The 13,824-nt window shown below is 71.4% G+C and carries 17 protein-coding genes; 13 read left to right on the top strand and 4 right to left on the bottom strand.

What is annotated here, in order from left to right; translation table 11 throughout:
* Positions 1–37: 37 nt before the first annotated feature.
* From ABIE67_RS11260 to ABIE67_RS11220, 9 genes are all read left to right on the top strand, one after another.
* Entirely contained in the window at positions 38–1,174 is a 1,137-nt protein-coding gene (locus tag ABIE67_RS11260; protein WP_078916304.1) for a ParA family protein, read from the top strand.
* Complete coding sequence (locus ABIE67_RS11255) at positions 1,159–1,782, top strand: hypothetical protein (protein ID WP_370256297.1); 624 nt, start codon at positions 1,159–1,161, stop codon at positions 1,780–1,782. The genes ABIE67_RS11260 and ABIE67_RS11255 overlap by 16 nt, the downstream gene beginning before the upstream one ends.
* 18 nt (positions 1,783–1,800) lie before the next feature.
* Positions 1,801–2,928, top strand: coding sequence for a ScpA family protein (locus ABIE67_RS11250; protein ID WP_370256296.1), 1,128 nt, complete (start codon positions 1,801–1,803; stop codon positions 2,926–2,928).
* Positions 2,925–3,578, top strand: a complete 654-nt coding sequence (gene scpB / locus ABIE67_RS11245) for an SMC-Scp complex subunit ScpB (protein WP_370256295.1) — start codon at positions 2,925–2,927, stop codon at positions 3,576–3,578. Before ABIE67_RS11250 ends, scpB begins: the two co-directional genes overlap by 4 nt.
* Positions 3,578–4,705, top strand: coding sequence for a pseudouridine synthase (locus ABIE67_RS11240; RefSeq protein WP_370256293.1), 1,128 nt, complete (start codon positions 3,578–3,580; stop codon positions 4,703–4,705). Before scpB ends, ABIE67_RS11240 begins: the two co-directional genes overlap by 1 nt.
* A 211-nt stretch (positions 4,706–4,916) precedes the next feature.
* Positions 4,917–5,462: a TIGR03086 family metal-binding protein gene (locus ABIE67_RS11235; RefSeq protein ID WP_370256291.1), complete on the top strand. Its 546-nt coding sequence runs from the start codon at positions 4,917–4,919 to the stop codon at positions 5,460–5,462.
* A gap of 84 nt (positions 5,463–5,546) precedes the next feature.
* Positions 5,547–6,263 carry an NUDIX domain-containing protein gene (locus ABIE67_RS11230; protein WP_370268444.1) on the top strand — a complete coding sequence of 239 codons (717 nt, stop codon included), beginning with the start codon at positions 5,547–5,549 and terminating at the stop codon, positions 6,261–6,263.
* Complete coding sequence (locus ABIE67_RS11225) at positions 6,260–7,282, top strand: ADP-ribosylglycohydrolase family protein (protein WP_370256288.1); 1,023 nt, start codon at positions 6,260–6,262, stop codon at positions 7,280–7,282. The genes ABIE67_RS11230 and ABIE67_RS11225 overlap by 4 nt, the downstream gene beginning before the upstream one ends.
* 3 nt (positions 7,283–7,285) lie before the next feature.
* Positions 7,286–8,035 (top strand): DNA polymerase beta superfamily protein, encoded by a 750-nt coding sequence (locus tag ABIE67_RS11220; RefSeq protein WP_370256285.1) that lies wholly within the window; start codon positions 7,286–7,288, stop codon positions 8,033–8,035.
* Here the strand turns inward: ABIE67_RS11220 and ABIE67_RS11215 are convergent.
* From ABIE67_RS11215 to ABIE67_RS11200, 4 genes are all read right to left on the bottom strand, one after another.
* Positions 7,961–8,704 (bottom strand): DNA polymerase beta superfamily protein, encoded by a 744-nt coding sequence (locus ABIE67_RS11215; protein ID WP_370256282.1) that lies wholly within the window; start codon positions 8,702–8,704, stop codon positions 7,961–7,963. The two genes, ABIE67_RS11220 and ABIE67_RS11215, sit on opposite strands and share 75 nt — an antisense overlap.
* Positions 8,705–8,725: 21 nt before the next feature.
* The gene (locus ABIE67_RS11210; RefSeq protein WP_370256280.1) at positions 8,726–9,163 is read right to left on the bottom strand and encodes a Rieske (2Fe-2S) protein; all 438 of its coding nucleotides are present in this window, start codon (positions 9,161–9,163) and stop codon (positions 8,726–8,728) included.
* Positions 9,160–9,744: a DUF6529 family protein gene (locus tag ABIE67_RS11205; RefSeq protein WP_370256276.1), complete on the bottom strand. Its 585-nt coding sequence runs from the start codon at positions 9,742–9,744 to the stop codon at positions 9,160–9,162. Before ABIE67_RS11205 ends, ABIE67_RS11210 begins: the two co-directional genes overlap by 4 nt.
* Positions 9,745–9,858: 114 nt before the next feature.
* Positions 9,859–10,539 carry a hypothetical protein gene (locus ABIE67_RS11200; protein WP_370256272.1) on the bottom strand — a complete coding sequence of 227 codons (681 nt, stop codon included), beginning with the start codon at positions 10,537–10,539 and terminating at the stop codon, positions 9,859–9,861.
* 242 nt (positions 10,540–10,781) lie between these two features.
* Between ABIE67_RS11200 and aroH the strand changes: the two genes are divergently transcribed.
* The 4 genes from aroH (at position 10,782) to ABIE67_RS11180 (ending at position 13,798) form a co-directional block, all read left to right on the top strand.
* Positions 10,782–11,150 (top strand): chorismate mutase, encoded by a 369-nt coding sequence (gene aroH, locus ABIE67_RS11195; RefSeq protein WP_370256269.1) that lies wholly within the window; start codon positions 10,782–10,784, stop codon positions 11,148–11,150.
* Positions 11,147–12,232 carry a prephenate dehydrogenase gene (locus tag ABIE67_RS11190; RefSeq protein WP_370256264.1) on the top strand — a complete coding sequence of 362 codons (1,086 nt, stop codon included), beginning with the start codon at positions 11,147–11,149 and terminating at the stop codon, positions 12,230–12,232. The genes aroH and ABIE67_RS11190 overlap by 4 nt, the downstream gene beginning before the upstream one ends.
* A 211-nt stretch (positions 12,233–12,443) precedes the next feature.
* A complete protein-coding gene (cmk, locus tag ABIE67_RS11185; RefSeq protein ID WP_370256261.1) occupies positions 12,444–13,130 on the top strand; it encodes a (d)CMP kinase in 687 nt (228 codons plus the stop codon).
* Positions 13,088–13,798, top strand: a complete 711-nt coding sequence (locus ABIE67_RS11180) for a lysophospholipid acyltransferase family protein (protein ID WP_370256259.1) — start codon at positions 13,088–13,090, stop codon at positions 13,796–13,798. The genes cmk and ABIE67_RS11180 overlap by 43 nt, the downstream gene beginning before the upstream one ends.
* The last annotated feature ends 26 nt before the right edge of the window (positions 13,799–13,824 follow it).

Raw genomic sequence — 13,824 nt, 5'->3', positions numbered from 1 at the left:
TGAGTCGACATTTTCTCCCGGGGGTGGTCAACCAGGAATGCCGGTACGGGGCCAGGGTCCCGCGGGATTCGAGGCTGTCGGCTCCGTTGCGGTGCGCACCTTCGCAGCCCACCAGAGTCACCAGATCTCAGGGTTGACTCAGACAGCACACCAGAGCATGGATGGCCATCACGTGAACGCCATGGCCGGCGACGGAAGTGGCGCGCCCCACAACCAATTCGCCGACTACGACGAACTGCCCGACGGGCACTTCTACGACCCCGACGCGGAGTACGAGCCCGACCCCGAGTACGCGGCCACCCTCGCGCCCGACGCTGCCCGCCAGCGCCGCGAGCGCATCGGCCCGACCGGGCGTCCGCTGCCGTACTTCCCGATCCCGGGTCCGCTGACCGACCACGGCCCCGCGAAGATCATCGCGATGTGCAACCAGAAGGGCGGCGTCGGCAAGACGACGTCGACCATCAACCTGGGTGCGGCACTCGCGGAATACGGACGCCGGGTCCTGCTCGTCGACTTCGACCCCCAGGGCGCGCTCTCGGTCGGACTCGGCGTCAATCCGATGGAGCTCGACCTCACCGTCTACAACCTGCTCATGGAGCGGGGCATGTCGGCCGACGAGGTGCTCCTGAAGACGGCGGTCCCCAACATGGACCTGCTCCCGAGCAACATCGACCTGTCCGCCGCCGAGGTCCAGCTGGTGAGCGAGGTCGCGCGCGAGTCGACGCTCCAGCGCGCCCTGAAGCCGCTGCTGCCCGACTACGACTTCATCGTGATCGACTGTCAGCCCTCGCTGGGTCTGCTCACGGTCAACGCGCTGACGGCCGCCCACAAGGTGATCGTGCCCCTGGAGTGCGAGTTCTTCGCCCTCCGAGGCGTGGCGCTGCTGACCGAGACCATCGAGAAGGTCCAGGAACGGCTCAACCCGGAGCTGGAGCTCGACGGGATCCTCGCCACGATGTACGACTCGCGCACCGTGCACAGCCGTGAGGTGCTCGCGCGTGTCGTCGAGGCCTTCGACGACCACGTCTACCACACGGTCATCGGGCGCACGGTCCGCTTCCCGGAGACCACGGTCGCCGGTGAGCCGATCACCACGTACGCCTCCAACTCCGTCGGTGCCGCCGCCTATCGCCAGCTCGCCAGGGAGGTGCTCGCCCGGTGTCACGCCGAGTGAGTCTGCCGGGGGCCGACGAACTGTTCCGTACGACAGGGGGTATGGCGCTCCAGCCGTCCGCTCCCCGGCGCCCGGCCAACGGCGAGGCCCGGGTGCCGGCTCCCGCGGGGGAGAGCGATCCCGCCGCCGTGGAGGACGCGCCGCAGTCGGTGCCCGTGCAGGGCGGTGACGGTGACGGCGCGGAGCACGTGGCGGCCGACGCGGAGTCGGTCGACGCGGGTGAGTCGCGCAGCCGTGCCGCGACCGCGGAGCGCTCCGGGCGGCGTCAGGGGGCGCAGGAAGGTTCTGCCGCGGGTGCCTCCGGCGGTTCTGCCGGTGCCGGTGCTGGTGCCGCAAGTGCCTCTGCCTCTGCCGGTGCGTCGCGCAAGCGGGGGCGGGGTGCCTCGCGTCGGCCCAGTGGGCGCGAACGGCACGACGAGAAGATCACCGTGTACGTCTCCGCCGAGGAGCTCATGGATCTGGAGCACGCGCGTCTGGTGCTCCGGGGTGAGCACGGGCTGGCCGTCGACCGCGGGCGGATCGTCCGGGAGGCGGTGGCCGTGGTGCTGGCCGATCTGGAGTCCCGCGGGGACGCGAGCATCCTCGTACGACGGCTGCGCGGGCGGTAGCGGTAGCCTGCGGGGGCCATGACCTCGAACGACGTTCCCGCCTCGGCCTCCGGCGCATCAGCCGGTCGTCGGCGTGTGCTGGGGCGGGGGCCGGGGGCGGCGCCCGTGGCTCCGCCGGGCGAGCCGGTTCCGGTGGCGGTTCCGGAGCCTGTGGAGCCGGAGCCCCGGATTGCCGTTCCCGAGCCGGAAGCGGTCGTCCCGGAGCCGGAGCCCGAGGCCCTCGTACCGGAACCCGAAGTCGTTGAGCCGGAACCGGAACCTCAGGCCGGCGAGCCTGATCCGGCGCCCGCGGCTTCAGCTGCCGAGCCCCAGCCCGCCCCGTCCGAGGAATCCGACGACGGTGTCTTCAAGGTCCGCCTCTCCAACTTCGAAGGCCCCTTCGACCTCCTCCTCCAGCTGATCTCCAAGCACAAGCTCGATGTCACCGAAGTCGCGCTGTCCAAGGTGACCGACGAGTTCATGGCGCACATCCGGGCGATGGGGTCGGACTGGGATCTCGACGAGACGACCGAGTTCCTCGTGGTCGCGGCCACCCTGCTCGATCTGAAGGCGGCCCGGCTGCTGCCCGCCGCCGAGGTGGAGGACGAGGCCGACCTCGCGTTGCTGGAGGCGAGGGACCTGCTGTTCGCGCGGCTGCTGCAGTACCGGGCGTACAAGCAGATCGCCGACATCTTCAGCCGGCGGCTCGACGACGAGGCCCGGCGTTATCCGCGGACCGTCGGCCTCGAACCGCACCATGCCGAGCTGTTGCCCGAGGTCGTCATCAGCATCGGGGCGGAAGGATTCGCCAGGCTCGCGGTCAAGGCGATGCAGCCCAAGCCCAAGCCGCAGGTCTACGTCGATCACATTCACGCCCCGCTCGTGAGCGTGCAGGAGCAGGCCGGGATCGTCGTCGCGCGGCTCAAGGAACTCGGCGAGGCCAGCTTCCGGGCGCTGATCGAGGACACCGACGACACCCTCACCGTCGTAGCGCGGTTCCTGGCTCTGCTGGAGCTGTACCGGGAGAAGGCCGTGGCCCTCGACCAGGAGACCGCGCTGGGGGAGCTCGTCGTGCGCTGGACCGGCGGCGACGGGGACGAGGCGCCCACCGTGACCGACGAGTTCGACCGGCCGCCCGAGCCGCCCAAGGAGGAGAAGAAGCCGTGAGTGAGGAGACCACCGAGCTTCCGGTCGGGCTGCGTGGCGTCGCCGACCTCGACCTCAAGCCCGCCCTGGAGGCGATGCTCATGGTCGTGGACGAGCCCGCGACCGAGGAGCGCCTCGCGAAGCTCCTGGAGCGGCCGCGGCGGCAGATCGCGGACGCCCTGCGGGAGCTGGCCGACGACTATGTGAGGCAGGGGCGCGGCTTCGAGCTGCGGTTCGTCGCGGGCGGCTGGCGTTTCTACACCCGCCCCGAGTACGCCGCCGCCGTCGAGCGGCTGGTGCTGGACGGGCAGACCGCCCGGCTCACCCAGGCCGCACTGGAGACGCTCGCGGTCGTCGCGTACCGCCAGCCCGTCAGCCGCAGCCGGGTCTCGGCCGTGCGCGGAGTGAACTGCGACGGGGTCATGCGCACCCTCCTGCAGCGCGGGCTGGTCGAGGAGGCGGGCACGGAACCCGAAACAGGTGCGATCCTGTACAGGACGACGAACTACTTCCTGGAGCGAATGGGCCTGCGCGGCCTGGACGAGCTCCCGGAGCTCGCGCCCTTCCTCCCGGAGGCGGAGGCGATCGAGGCCGAGACGCTGGAAGGAGTCCCGTCGTTCGATCCGGACGCTCCGGATTCCGAGGACGCAGACGACAAGACGGAACTTTGATGCGAAGCAGCAGCGGCAGGAACAGCAGCGGAAACAACGGCGGGAGCCGTGGTGGCAACAGCGGCGGCCGCGGCGGGAGCAGCGGTGGCCGCGGTAACCACCGTGGCGCCGGCAACAACCGCGACGACAAGCAGGGCGGCCGGCCGAAGAAGCCGCGCCCGGAGGAGCGGCGCTACGACGTAGGCCCCGGCGCCACCCAGGACGGCCCGAAGTCGGGGCGGGGCGCTTCCGCGCGCGGCGGCGCCAAGGGCGGGCCCAAGCAGGGCCAGCAGCGCGGGACCGGCCGGGGCCGTTCGGCTCCGGCGACCTCCCGCGAGTACGACGCGCGCGCCGAGGAGCGCAACCGCGAGCGCTACGCGGGCAAGAAGGACGTCAAGCTGCCCAAGACCTTCCCCGGCGCCGAGCAGGAGGGCGAGCGCCTCCAGAAGGTGCTCGCGCGGGCCGGTTACGGCTCCCGGCGTGCCTGTGAGGAGCTCATCGAGCAGGCGCGGGTCGAGGTCAACGGCGAGATCGTGCTGGAGCAGGGCAAGCGGGTCGACCCGGAGAAGGACGAGGTCAAGGTCGACGGCCTGACCGTGGCGACGCAGTCGTACCAGTTCTTCTCGCTCAACAAGCCCGCCGGTGTCGTCTCCACGATGGAGGACCCCGAGGGCCGCCAGTGCCTCGGCGACTACGTCACCAACCGCGAGACCCGCCTCTTCCACGTCGGCCGGCTCGACACGGAGACCGAGGGCGTCATCCTGCTCACCAACCACGGCGAGCTGGCCCACCGTCTGACCCACCCCAAGTACGGCGTCAAGAAGACCTACCTCGCGGCCATCGTCGGCCCGATCCCGCGCGACCTGGGCAAGAAGCTCAAGGACGGCATCCAGCTGGAGGACGGCTACGCGCGCGCGGACCACTTCCGGGTCGTCGAGCAGACCGGCAAGAACTACCTGGTCGAGGTCACCCTGCACGAGGGCCGCAAGCACATCGTGCGCCGCATGCTGGCGGAGGCGGGCTTCCCCGTCGAGAAGCTGGTGCGCACCTCCTTCGGGCCGATCACCCTCGGCGACCAGAAGTCGGGCTGGCTGCGGCGGCTGTCGAACACCGAGGTCGGCATGCTGATGCAGGAAGTCGATCTGTAGTCCCGTCCCGTACGCGTGCGTGCAGGCCGGTTCCGGGTGCCGTCCCGGGACCGGCCGATGTGTTTTCGCCCCTGCGCCGGTCTGTATCCGTGACGGAGGGAGCGGCCATGAGGACGACCACGGCGGATCGCGAGGAGCGCGGGCGACCGAAGACCCGGGAGGCGTCCCGTACGGCGCCTGAGGGGCCGCTGAGGGCCTTGTGGGGCCTGTCATGAACTCCGGCGAGCTGCTGGAGCGTTCGCTCGCCTACGCGCTCGGCGGCGTCGCCGGTGTGGAGGCCGGGAGTCTGCGGCGCGGGACGCCGTGCGGGGAGTGGGATCTGGGGGAGCTGCTCGGGCACCTCGACGACTCGCTGGACGCCTTGTACGAGGGTTTGACCGGCGGCCGCATCGGGCTGTTCCCGCGTGCCGACCGCGTCTGCGGCTTCCGTACGCGCGCGTGCGCCGTGCTCGGCGCCTGGGCCGCCGGGCCCGCCGGGGACCGCGTCCTGGTCGGTGAGCGGCCGCTGGACGTGCGGGTGATGGGAGCCGTGGGCGCCGTCGAGATCGCCGTGCACGGGTGGGACGTCGCCCAGGCCTGCGGCCGGCCGAGGCCCATCCCTGGCGCGCTCGCCGCCGAGCTGCTGAACGTCGCCCGCTGTGTGGTCGCGGAGGAGGACCGGGGGGTGCGGTTCGCCGCACCGGTCGCGGTGCCGCCACGCGCGCGTGCCGATGTCCGGCTGCTGGCCTTCCTGGGCCGTCGCGAGTCCTTTGCCTGACCGGGGTTGTGCCGTTACCCCCACCCTCTTTATAGTCGTGATGACTATAAAGGCGGTTGAGGGGGTGGGTGGGTTCTCATGGGCATGGACTACGACAAGTACGCGCACGAACCCTTCGCCGTCACCGCCGACCTCGCGGTCCTCACCCTCCGCGACGGTGTCCTGAACGTCCTGCTCGTCGAACGCGGGCAGGAGCCGTACCAGGGCCACTGGGCGCTGCCCGGCGGTTTCGTGCAGCCCGACGAGTCGGCGGAGACGGCGGCCCGGCGTGAACTCGCCGAGGAGACCGGCCTGTCGGACGTCTCGGGGCTGCACCTGGAGCAGCTGCGGACCTACAGCGAGCCCGACCGTGACCCCCGGATGCGGGTCGTGACGGTAGCCTTCACCGCGCTGCTGCCCCACCCGCCCGAACCGCACGGCGGCAGCGACGCGGCACAGGCGCGCTGGGTGCCGTACGACACGGCGGGACCCCTCGCCTTCGACCACGACCGCATCCTGGCCGACGCTCATGACCGCGTCGGCGCAAAGCTCGAGTACACCGGTCTCGCCACCGCCTTCTGTCCGCCCGAGTTCACGCTCGGCGAGCTGCAACAGGTCTACGAGACGGTGTGGGGCACCTCCCTCGACCGGCCCAACTTCCGCCGCAAGGTCCTCGCCACGCCGGGCTTCGTCGAAACCGTACCCGGCGCCGCCCGGCTCACCGGCGGCCGTGGCAAACCGGCCGCGCTGTACCGCGCGGGCACCGCCGCCACGCTCCACCCGCCCCTGCTCCGGCCGACCTCGGAAGGACGCCCCGCATGACCACGACCACCGTCCGCAAGCGCGCCGCCACCGGCTCCCTGCTCGGCCTCGCCCTCGGGGACGCGCTCGGGTACCCGACCGAGTTCAACGACGTCCCGTCGATCCTCGCCGAGTGCGGCCCCTGGGCCGGGATGGAGCTGCCGACCCCGGCCCTCGTCACCGACGACACACAGATGACGCTCGCCTTGGGGAAGGGGCTGCGCACGGCGATGGACCGTGGCGTGCTCGGGCCGAAGCGGCTGGAGCGGCCGGTGCGGGAGGAGTTCGTCGACTGGTACCAGTCACCGGAGAACAACCGGGCGCCGGGCCGGACCTGCCTCGTCGCCTGCGATCTGCTGAAGGACGAGAGCAGGCCGTGGCAGGACGCCAGCCAGATCGGCTCCAAGGGCTGCGGCGCCAACATGCGCGTGGCGCCGATCGGGCTCATCCCCGGTCTCAGCGACGAACAGCGGGCGGGCGCCGCCCAGTTGCAGTCCGCCCTCACCCACGGACATCCGACGGCGCTCGCCGCCTCCGACCTGACCGCGCACGCCGTACGCCTCCTCGCGCAGGGCGCCGAGCCGACCGGACTGGTCGGGCTGCTGCGGTCGTACGCCTTCGAGAACCGCAGCCACTACCACGAGCGCTGGCTCGGCGACCTGTGGACCCGCGGCCAGGACCCGACGCCCGAGCACTTCATCGCGCGCGGCTGGGACGAGTGCCTGGGAGTCCTGGACCGCCTTCAGGAGGCCGTGCGTACCGTCTCACCCGAGACCGACCCGTGCCGGGCGACCGGCGAGGGCTGGATCGCCGAAGAGGCCATGGCCACCGGCCTGTTGTGCTTCCTGTGGTTCGTCGACGAGCCGTTGACGGCCCTGCGCCGGGCCGCCTGCACGTCCGGCGACTCGGACTCGATCGCATGCCTGGCCGGCGCGTTCGCGGGCGCCTACCTGGGCGCCGACGCCTGGCCGACGGAGTGGGCGGACCGGATCGAGTACCGGGGGGACCTGCTGACCCTCGGGGCGCTCTGGGACGCTTGACGGATGATCGACGCCCTGGACATCGACCTCGCGCCCGTCGTCGCCGAGCAGCCCGACCCGGTGCTGTTCGCGACGGTCTCCGGCGCGCATCTGTACGGCTTCCCGTCGCGTGACTCGGACGTGGACCTGCGGGGCGTGCACCTGCTGCCGACCGCCGACCTCGTCGGGCTGCGGGAGCCGGACGAGACGCGGTCGCGGATGTGGGTGCGGGACGGCGTCGAGATGGACCTGGTCACGCACGACCTGCGCAAGTTCGTACGGCTGATGCTGCGCCGCAACGGCTATGTCCTGGAGCAGTTGCTCTCGCCGCTCGTCGTGCACACCACGGACGCCCATCGCGAGCTGGCCGAGCTCGCGCCCGGCGTGCTCACCGGTCATCACGCCCATCACTACCGAGGGTTCGCGAACACTCAGTGGCGGCTGTTCGAGAAGACCGGGGAGCTCAAGCCGCTGCTCTACACCTTCCGGGTCCTGCTCACCGGCGTCCATCTGATGCGCAGCGGTGAGGTGCAGCCGCATCTGCCGACGTTGATCGGGGAGGTCGAGGCCCCCGGCTATCTGCCGGAGCTGATCGCGGCGAAGGCGGAGCAGGAGCACGGGGCCGCCGACGTCGAGCACGCGCGCGTGGCGGCCGACGTGGAGCGGCTGCACACCGTGCTGGACGAGGCGCAGACGGCCTCAGCGCTTCCCGACGCCCCGGCGGTCCACGACGCCCTGCACGCCTTCGTCGTACGGATCCGGCTGGAGCGCTGACGCGCGGCGGACGCGGATCAGGAAGTCCTCGACCCGGGGGCGGTCCGGCTCGGCCGGGAGCGGGCTGCGGTGGGAGGCCTCCTCCGCCTCCCGCGCCAGGCGGCTCATCCGGGACTCCACCTCCGGCCAGGGGACCTCACCGCGCTTGACCTCCAGCAGCGGTGCGCGCTGGTCGCCCACGTCGATCGTCAGGCGGCCGGTGCGGAGCAGGTCGCGGGCGCTCGTCAGGAGGCGCAGCAGGTGCATCGCGTGCTTCCAGCGCGGGGCCCCGTGCGAGCGGACGTCCGCCTCCAGCTTCTTGCGCTGGCCCAGCGCGTAGCGCGTGAACGTCTCCAGGGCCTGGCGGGACAGGAACGCCTCGCGCAGGGCGAGCAGCTCGCGACCCGTGTCGTCGGCGTACTCCACGAGCGGGGAGTGCAGGCACTCCAGGATGTTCGGGTTGGCGCGCAGGGCCAGCTCGCAGAAGCGTTCCAGCTCCCAGCTGAACTGCTCCTCCCGCGGGCCGTCGACATGCGTGGGCGGCTTGTCGAAGCGCCAGAAGAGGGGCGTGGGAGCGAGGAACACGCCCCGGCGGTCGGTGTCGCTGCCGTCCGTCGCCAGACCGAAGGCGCGCGAGCCCATGACACAGGCGTAGATCGTGTGGTCGCGGACCAGGGTCTCGGGGTGCATGCCCGGAGCGTACGCGGCGGATCACGCCAGGCGGATCGTATTTCCGTCCACGACGATCTGCTTCTCGGGCAGCGGCCTGGTCGCCGGTGGGTGGGCCACCGAGCCGTCCGTGATGTTGAACTTGCTGCCGTGGCAGGGGCAGTTGATCGTGCCGTCCGCGACCGTCGCGACCGTGCACTGCTGATGCGTGCAGATGGCGGAGAAGGCCTTGAAGTCGCCCTGCTCCGGCTGGGTCACCACCACCTCGTCGTCCTTGAAGATCGTGCCGCCGCCCACCGGGATCTCCGAGGTGGTGGCCAGCTCCTTGCCTTCCTGGCCGTCCTGGTCGTCCTGGCCGGGGGAGGTGGTCGAGGTCGAGTCGCCGTTGTCGTCGGAACCGCCACAGCCCGCGACGAGCGCGGTCGCGCCTGTCGCGCCCGTCGCGATGAGGATGGTGCGCCGCGTCGGACGGTAGGTCATGTCGTCACTCCGAATGTGCGGAAGAACCAGAGGGCGGATGTGAGCCAGATGATCGTGAGAGCGGTGAGGACCAGCCCGCCGACGATCGGCAGCAGCCAGCCGGGGAGTCGCTCCGAGCGGAGCAAAAGCATCTTTGCACTGAAAGCACCGAAGAAGAAGCAACCCAGGACAGAGTGCAAGAAAACGCGCGTTTCATACGTCTGGTAGCCCATGGCGTAGAGGCAGTGCACCGCCACGGGGACGGAGAGCAGGAACGCCACCCGGCCCGACCAGCGGTGCAGTGCGGCCGACCAGGCCGGCCCCGGCAGCCTGCCGTACAGCATCAGCGCGGAGACCAGCTGGACGAGCGCGAAGAAGATCGCCGCCGTCGCCAGCCACGACTTCACCGCCCCTGTGCTGCTGAATCCGGCGAGGTTGAAGGCCGTCCCGGTCGGGTCGTGGACCTTGCCGTAGGCCCCCAGGGCCACCGCGACCGCGACGGCGGCCAGCGCCGGGACCACATAGCGGGCCGCGCCCGGGCGGCGATGGCCGGGCTGCGGGGAGGGGAAGTCCTGGGTGACGGCGTTCGGGTCGACGGTCATGATCGACTCCCGGGAGGAGGGGGATCGAGAAGGTGGATCGAGAAGGCGGACCGAGGAGGCGGACCGAGGAGGCGGACCGAGGAGGCGGACCGAGGAGGGGATCCAGTAGGGGGATCAGGGGACGACCGGGCGGGCCGTGATTCGCTGTCCGTCGACCGTCACCGCGCCGGTCTCCGGGGCGATCCGGGGGGCGCGCGAGGGTTCGCCGTCGCGGGTGAGGACGCCGACCTGGCGGCCGTCCGGCAGCACGATCCAGCCGCCGTCGACCTCGGCGCCGCGCACGGTCGCGGTGGCCCGGTAAAGGCCCGACGGCTTCCTCGTCCGATCGGCGGTGAAGGCGTAGTGCCCGCCGTCGATGTCGACCGTGCCGCGGACGCGCCTGCCGTCCTCGAGGGTGCCGTCGAGCACGGAACCGTCCTTGCCGGTGAGCCGCATCGTGCCGTCGTCCTCGACCTGGCCCTTCAGCCACGACTCCTTGGCGCGGCCGTCGCAGAAGTACGCGATCGCCCTGCCGTCGCGCAGGGTGAGGGCGACGGCGGAGGAGTCGTCGTCCGTGCGGCCGGCGTAGCGGGCATCGGGGACGGAGGTCCTGGAGGGTGAGGGTGAGGACGAGGTCGAGGGGGACGGGGATGTCCGCGTCGGTGTGGGTGACGCCGTTGCCGCGGGTGACTGTTTCGGGGTGTCCGCGGACGAGGAGGCCGCACTCTTCGTCCCCGTCGTCGCGTTGAGCGACAGCATGAACACGCCGACCAACAGTCCCGCGAGAAGGGTGAGCAAGGGTCCGGGACGCTTCATGAGGCCTCCCCCGAGGCGAGCTTCCTGCCCATGAGAGCGGAGCCGCGGCGCGGCGTCCAGAGGTGCACGGAGGCGTTCGCGGTCCATTAGCGAAACCGGGACGGACGGGTGACAGTGCCCCAAAGCCGACCATGCGGGGTCCGGCTGTCTCAGCGGGCGGGCGAAATGCGTCCGCCGCACCCGGGCTGACTAGGCTGGACAGTCGTCAGAGCCGATTCCGTACATCAGCAAGGAGCAGCGCCGTGGCGGTACGAGCGGTCCGGGGGGCCGTCCAACTGGAGCGGGACGAATCCGGCCACATGGACGAGCAGGTCGGGGCCCTGCTCACCGCGATCCTGGAGCGGAACGACCTCACCGCGGACGACCTGATCAGCATCTGGTTCACGGCCACGCCCGATCTGCACAGCGACTTCCCGGCGGCCGCCGCCCGCAAGCTCGGCGACGGCTTCGCCGACGTCCCGCTGATCTGCGCCCAGGAACTGGACATCGAGGGCGCCATGCCCCGTGTCGTACGGGTCCTCGCGCACATCGAGTCCGACAGGCCCCGCGCCGACATCGCGCACGTCTACCTCGGCGCCGCGGCCGCCCTGCGCAAGGACATCGCCCAGTGAGAACCGCACTCGTCATCGGCACCGGCCTCATCGGCACGTCCGCCGCCCTGGCGCTGGCCGGGCGGGGGGTCACCGTCCACCTCGCCGACCACGACCCCGAGCAGGCCCGTACGGCGGCCGCGCTCGGCGCCGGCACGGACGAGGCGCCCGCGGGGCCCGTGGACCTCGCGATCATCGCCGCCCCGCCCGCGCACGTGGCCGGGGTGCTCGCCGACGCCATGCGCCGGGGTGTGGCCCGCGGCTACCTCGACGTGGCCAGCGTCAAGGGCGGGCCGCGCCGTGAGCTGGAGGCGCTCGGGCTCGACCTGTCGTCGTACATCGGTACGCATCCCATGTCGGGCCGGGAGAAGTCCGGGCCGCTGGCCGCGACCGGCGACCTCTTCGAGGGCCGTCCCTGGGTGCTGACGCCGACCCATGACACCGACACCGAGGTGCTGAACCTCGCACTGGAGCTGGTCTCGCACTGCCGTGCGGTGCCGGTGGTGATGGATGCCGACGCCCACGACCGTGCGGTCGCGCTCGTGTCCCACATGCCGCATCTGATGTCGAGCATGGTCGCCGCGCGGCTGGAGAACGCCGAGGAGGCGGCCGTACGGCTGTGCGGTCAGGGCATTCGGGATGTGACGCGGATCGCGGCCTCCGATCCCGGCATGTGGATCGACATCCTCTCCGCGAACCCGGGACCGGTCGCCGATCTGCTCACGGATGTCGCCGCCGATCTGGAGGAGGCGGTGCGGGCGCTGCGGGCGTTGCAGTCGTCCGACGAGGACAAGCGGGTGGAGGGTACGGCCGGTATCGAGGGCGTGCTGCGGCGGGGGAACGCGGGGCAGGTGCGGGTCCCCGGCAAGCACGGGGCCGCTCCGCGGGTCTACGAGGTGGTGGCCGTCCTGATCGACGACCAGCCGGGGCAGCTGGCGCGGATCTTCGCGGATGCGGGGCGGGCCGGGGTCAACATCGAGGATGTGCGGATCGAGCATGCGACGGGGCAGCAGGCCGGTCTGGTCCAGCTGATGGTGGAGCCGAAGGCGGCGCCGGTGTTGTCGGCGGCGCTGCGGGAGCGGGGCTGGGCGATCCGGCAATAGGGGTCTGTCGCCCCCCGCCGCCCCTACCCGTCCCATCCCTGGGGGCTGTCGCCCCCAGACCCCCGCTTTCGGCCCTGAACGGGCCTCGTCCTCAAACGCCGGACGGGCTGAGAGCGCGCGGCCGGACGAGTGACGCGCACCCAGTAACCTTGTGCGGGGCGCCCTCGCGTCCCCACACTCCCGCCACACCGCATCTGGAAGGTGTCCCCCCGTGGAAAACGGTGCCGCCAAGCCCGTGATTGTCGCCATCGACGGCCCCTCCGGCACGGGCAAGTCGAGCACGTCGAAGGCCGTTGCCGCACAGCTCGGGCTGAGCTACCTGGACACCGGCGCCCAGTACCGGGCGATCACCTGGTGGATGGTGGCCAACGGGATCGACATAGAGGACCCGTCCGCGATCGCCGCCGTGGCCGGCAAGCCCGAGATCGTCTCCGGCACCGACCCGGACAACCCGACGATCACCGTCGACGGCACCGACGTCGCCGGCCCGATCCGCACCCAGGAGGTCACCTCCAAGGTCAGCGCGGTGAGTGCCGTACCGGACGTGCGGGCGCGGATCACCGAGCTGCAGCGCTCCCTGGCCAAGTCCGCGGAGATCGGCATCGTCGTCGAGGGCCGCGACATCGGTACGACCGTGCTGCCCGACGCCGACCTGAAGATCTTCCTCACCGCCTCCCCGGAGGCCCGCGCGGCCCGCCGTAGCGGTGAGCTGAAGGGCGCCGACGTCAACGCGACCCGGGAGGCGCTGATCAAGCGGGACGCCGCCGACTCCAGCCGTAAGACCTCGCCGCTCGCCAAGGCGGACGACGCGGTCGAGGTGGACACCACCGAGCTCACGCTGTCGCAGGTCATCGAGTGCGTCGTCACGCTCGTCGAGGAGAAGCGAGCCGCGAAGTGAACCGTCCGTCCCTGTCTTCGGAGCGGGGCGCCGAGGTCGGCAGGCGCATCGGCGTCGGTCTGATGTACGGGCTGTGGAGGCCGCGCGTGCTCGGCGCCTGGAAGGTGCCCGCGAGCGGTCCGGTGATATTCGCCGTCAACCACTCGCACAACATCGACGGCCCGATGGTCATGGGCGTGGCGCCCCGGCCGACGCACTTCCTGATCAAGAAAGAGGCGTTCATCGGGCCGCTGGATCCGTTCCTGACCGGGATCGGCCAGCTGAAGGTGGACCGCGAGACCACCGACCGTACGGCGATCACGCAGGCCCTCGACGTCCTGTCGGCCGGCGGCGTCCTCGGTATCTTCCCGGAGGGCACCCGGGGCGAGGGCGACTTCGCCTCCCTGCGCGCCGGGCTCGCCTACTTCGCGGTGCGCAGCGGGGCGCCGATCGTCCCGATCGCCGTGCTGGGAAGTTCCGACCGGCCGGGACGGTTGATAAAGGGGCTGCCTCCGCTGCGCAGCCGTATCGACGTCGTCTTCGGCGACCCCTTCGAGGCGGGCGACGGCAGCGGACGGCGTACGCGCAAGGCGCTGGACGAGGCGACCGAGCGCATCCAGAAGCAGCTCACCGCGCACCTGGAAAACGCCAGGCGGCTGACCGGCCGCCGGGCGACACTGAGTAGCTGAGTAGTGGATCAGCCGGGGGACACCCG

It is taken from the genome of Streptomyces sp. V4I8 (genome assembly GCF_041261225.1).
Lineage (GTDB): Bacteria > Actinomycetota > Actinomycetes > Streptomycetales > Streptomycetaceae > Streptomyces.
The sequence above is the reverse complement of the archived record's forward strand: the minus strand, read 5'-3'. Positions and strand labels throughout refer to the sequence as shown.

Coding starts and splice junctions, on each gene's coding strand:
- ABIE67_RS11240 (WP_370256293.1), top strand. CDS start 3,578: ATGCGAAGCAGCAGCGGCAGGAACAGCAGCGGAAACAACGGCGGGAGC.
- ABIE67_RS11200 (WP_370256272.1), bottom strand. CDS start 10,539: ATGAAGCGTCCCGGACCCTTGCTCACCCTTCTCGCGGGACTGTTGGTC.
- ABIE67_RS11225 (WP_370256288.1), top strand. CDS start 6,260: ATGACCACGACCACCGTCCGCAAGCGCGCCGCCACCGGCTCCCTGCTC.
- ABIE67_RS11235 (WP_370256291.1), top strand. CDS start 4,917: ATGAACTCCGGCGAGCTGCTGGAGCGTTCGCTCGCCTACGCGCTCGGC.
- ABIE67_RS11210 (WP_370256280.1), bottom strand. CDS start 9,163: ATGACCTACCGTCCGACGCGGCGCACCATCCTCATCGCGACGGGCGCG.
- ABIE67_RS11250 (WP_370256296.1), top strand. CDS start 1,801: ATGACCTCGAACGACGTTCCCGCCTCGGCCTCCGGCGCATCAGCCGGT.
- ABIE67_RS11220 (WP_370256285.1), top strand. CDS start 7,286: ATGATCGACGCCCTGGACATCGACCTCGCGCCCGTCGTCGCCGAGCAG.
- ABIE67_RS11205 (WP_370256276.1), bottom strand. CDS start 9,744: ATGACCGTCGACCCGAACGCCGTCACCCAGGACTTCCCCTCCCCGCAG.
- ABIE67_RS11230 (WP_370268444.1), top strand. CDS start 5,547: ATGGACTACGACAAGTACGCGCACGAACCCTTCGCCGTCACCGCCGAC.
- ABIE67_RS11260 (WP_078916304.1), top strand. CDS start 38: ATGCCGGTACGGGGCCAGGGTCCCGCGGGATTCGAGGCTGTCGGCTCC.
- ABIE67_RS11215 (WP_370256282.1), bottom strand. CDS start 8,704: ATGCACCCCGAGACCCTGGTCCGCGACCACACGATCTACGCCTGTGTC.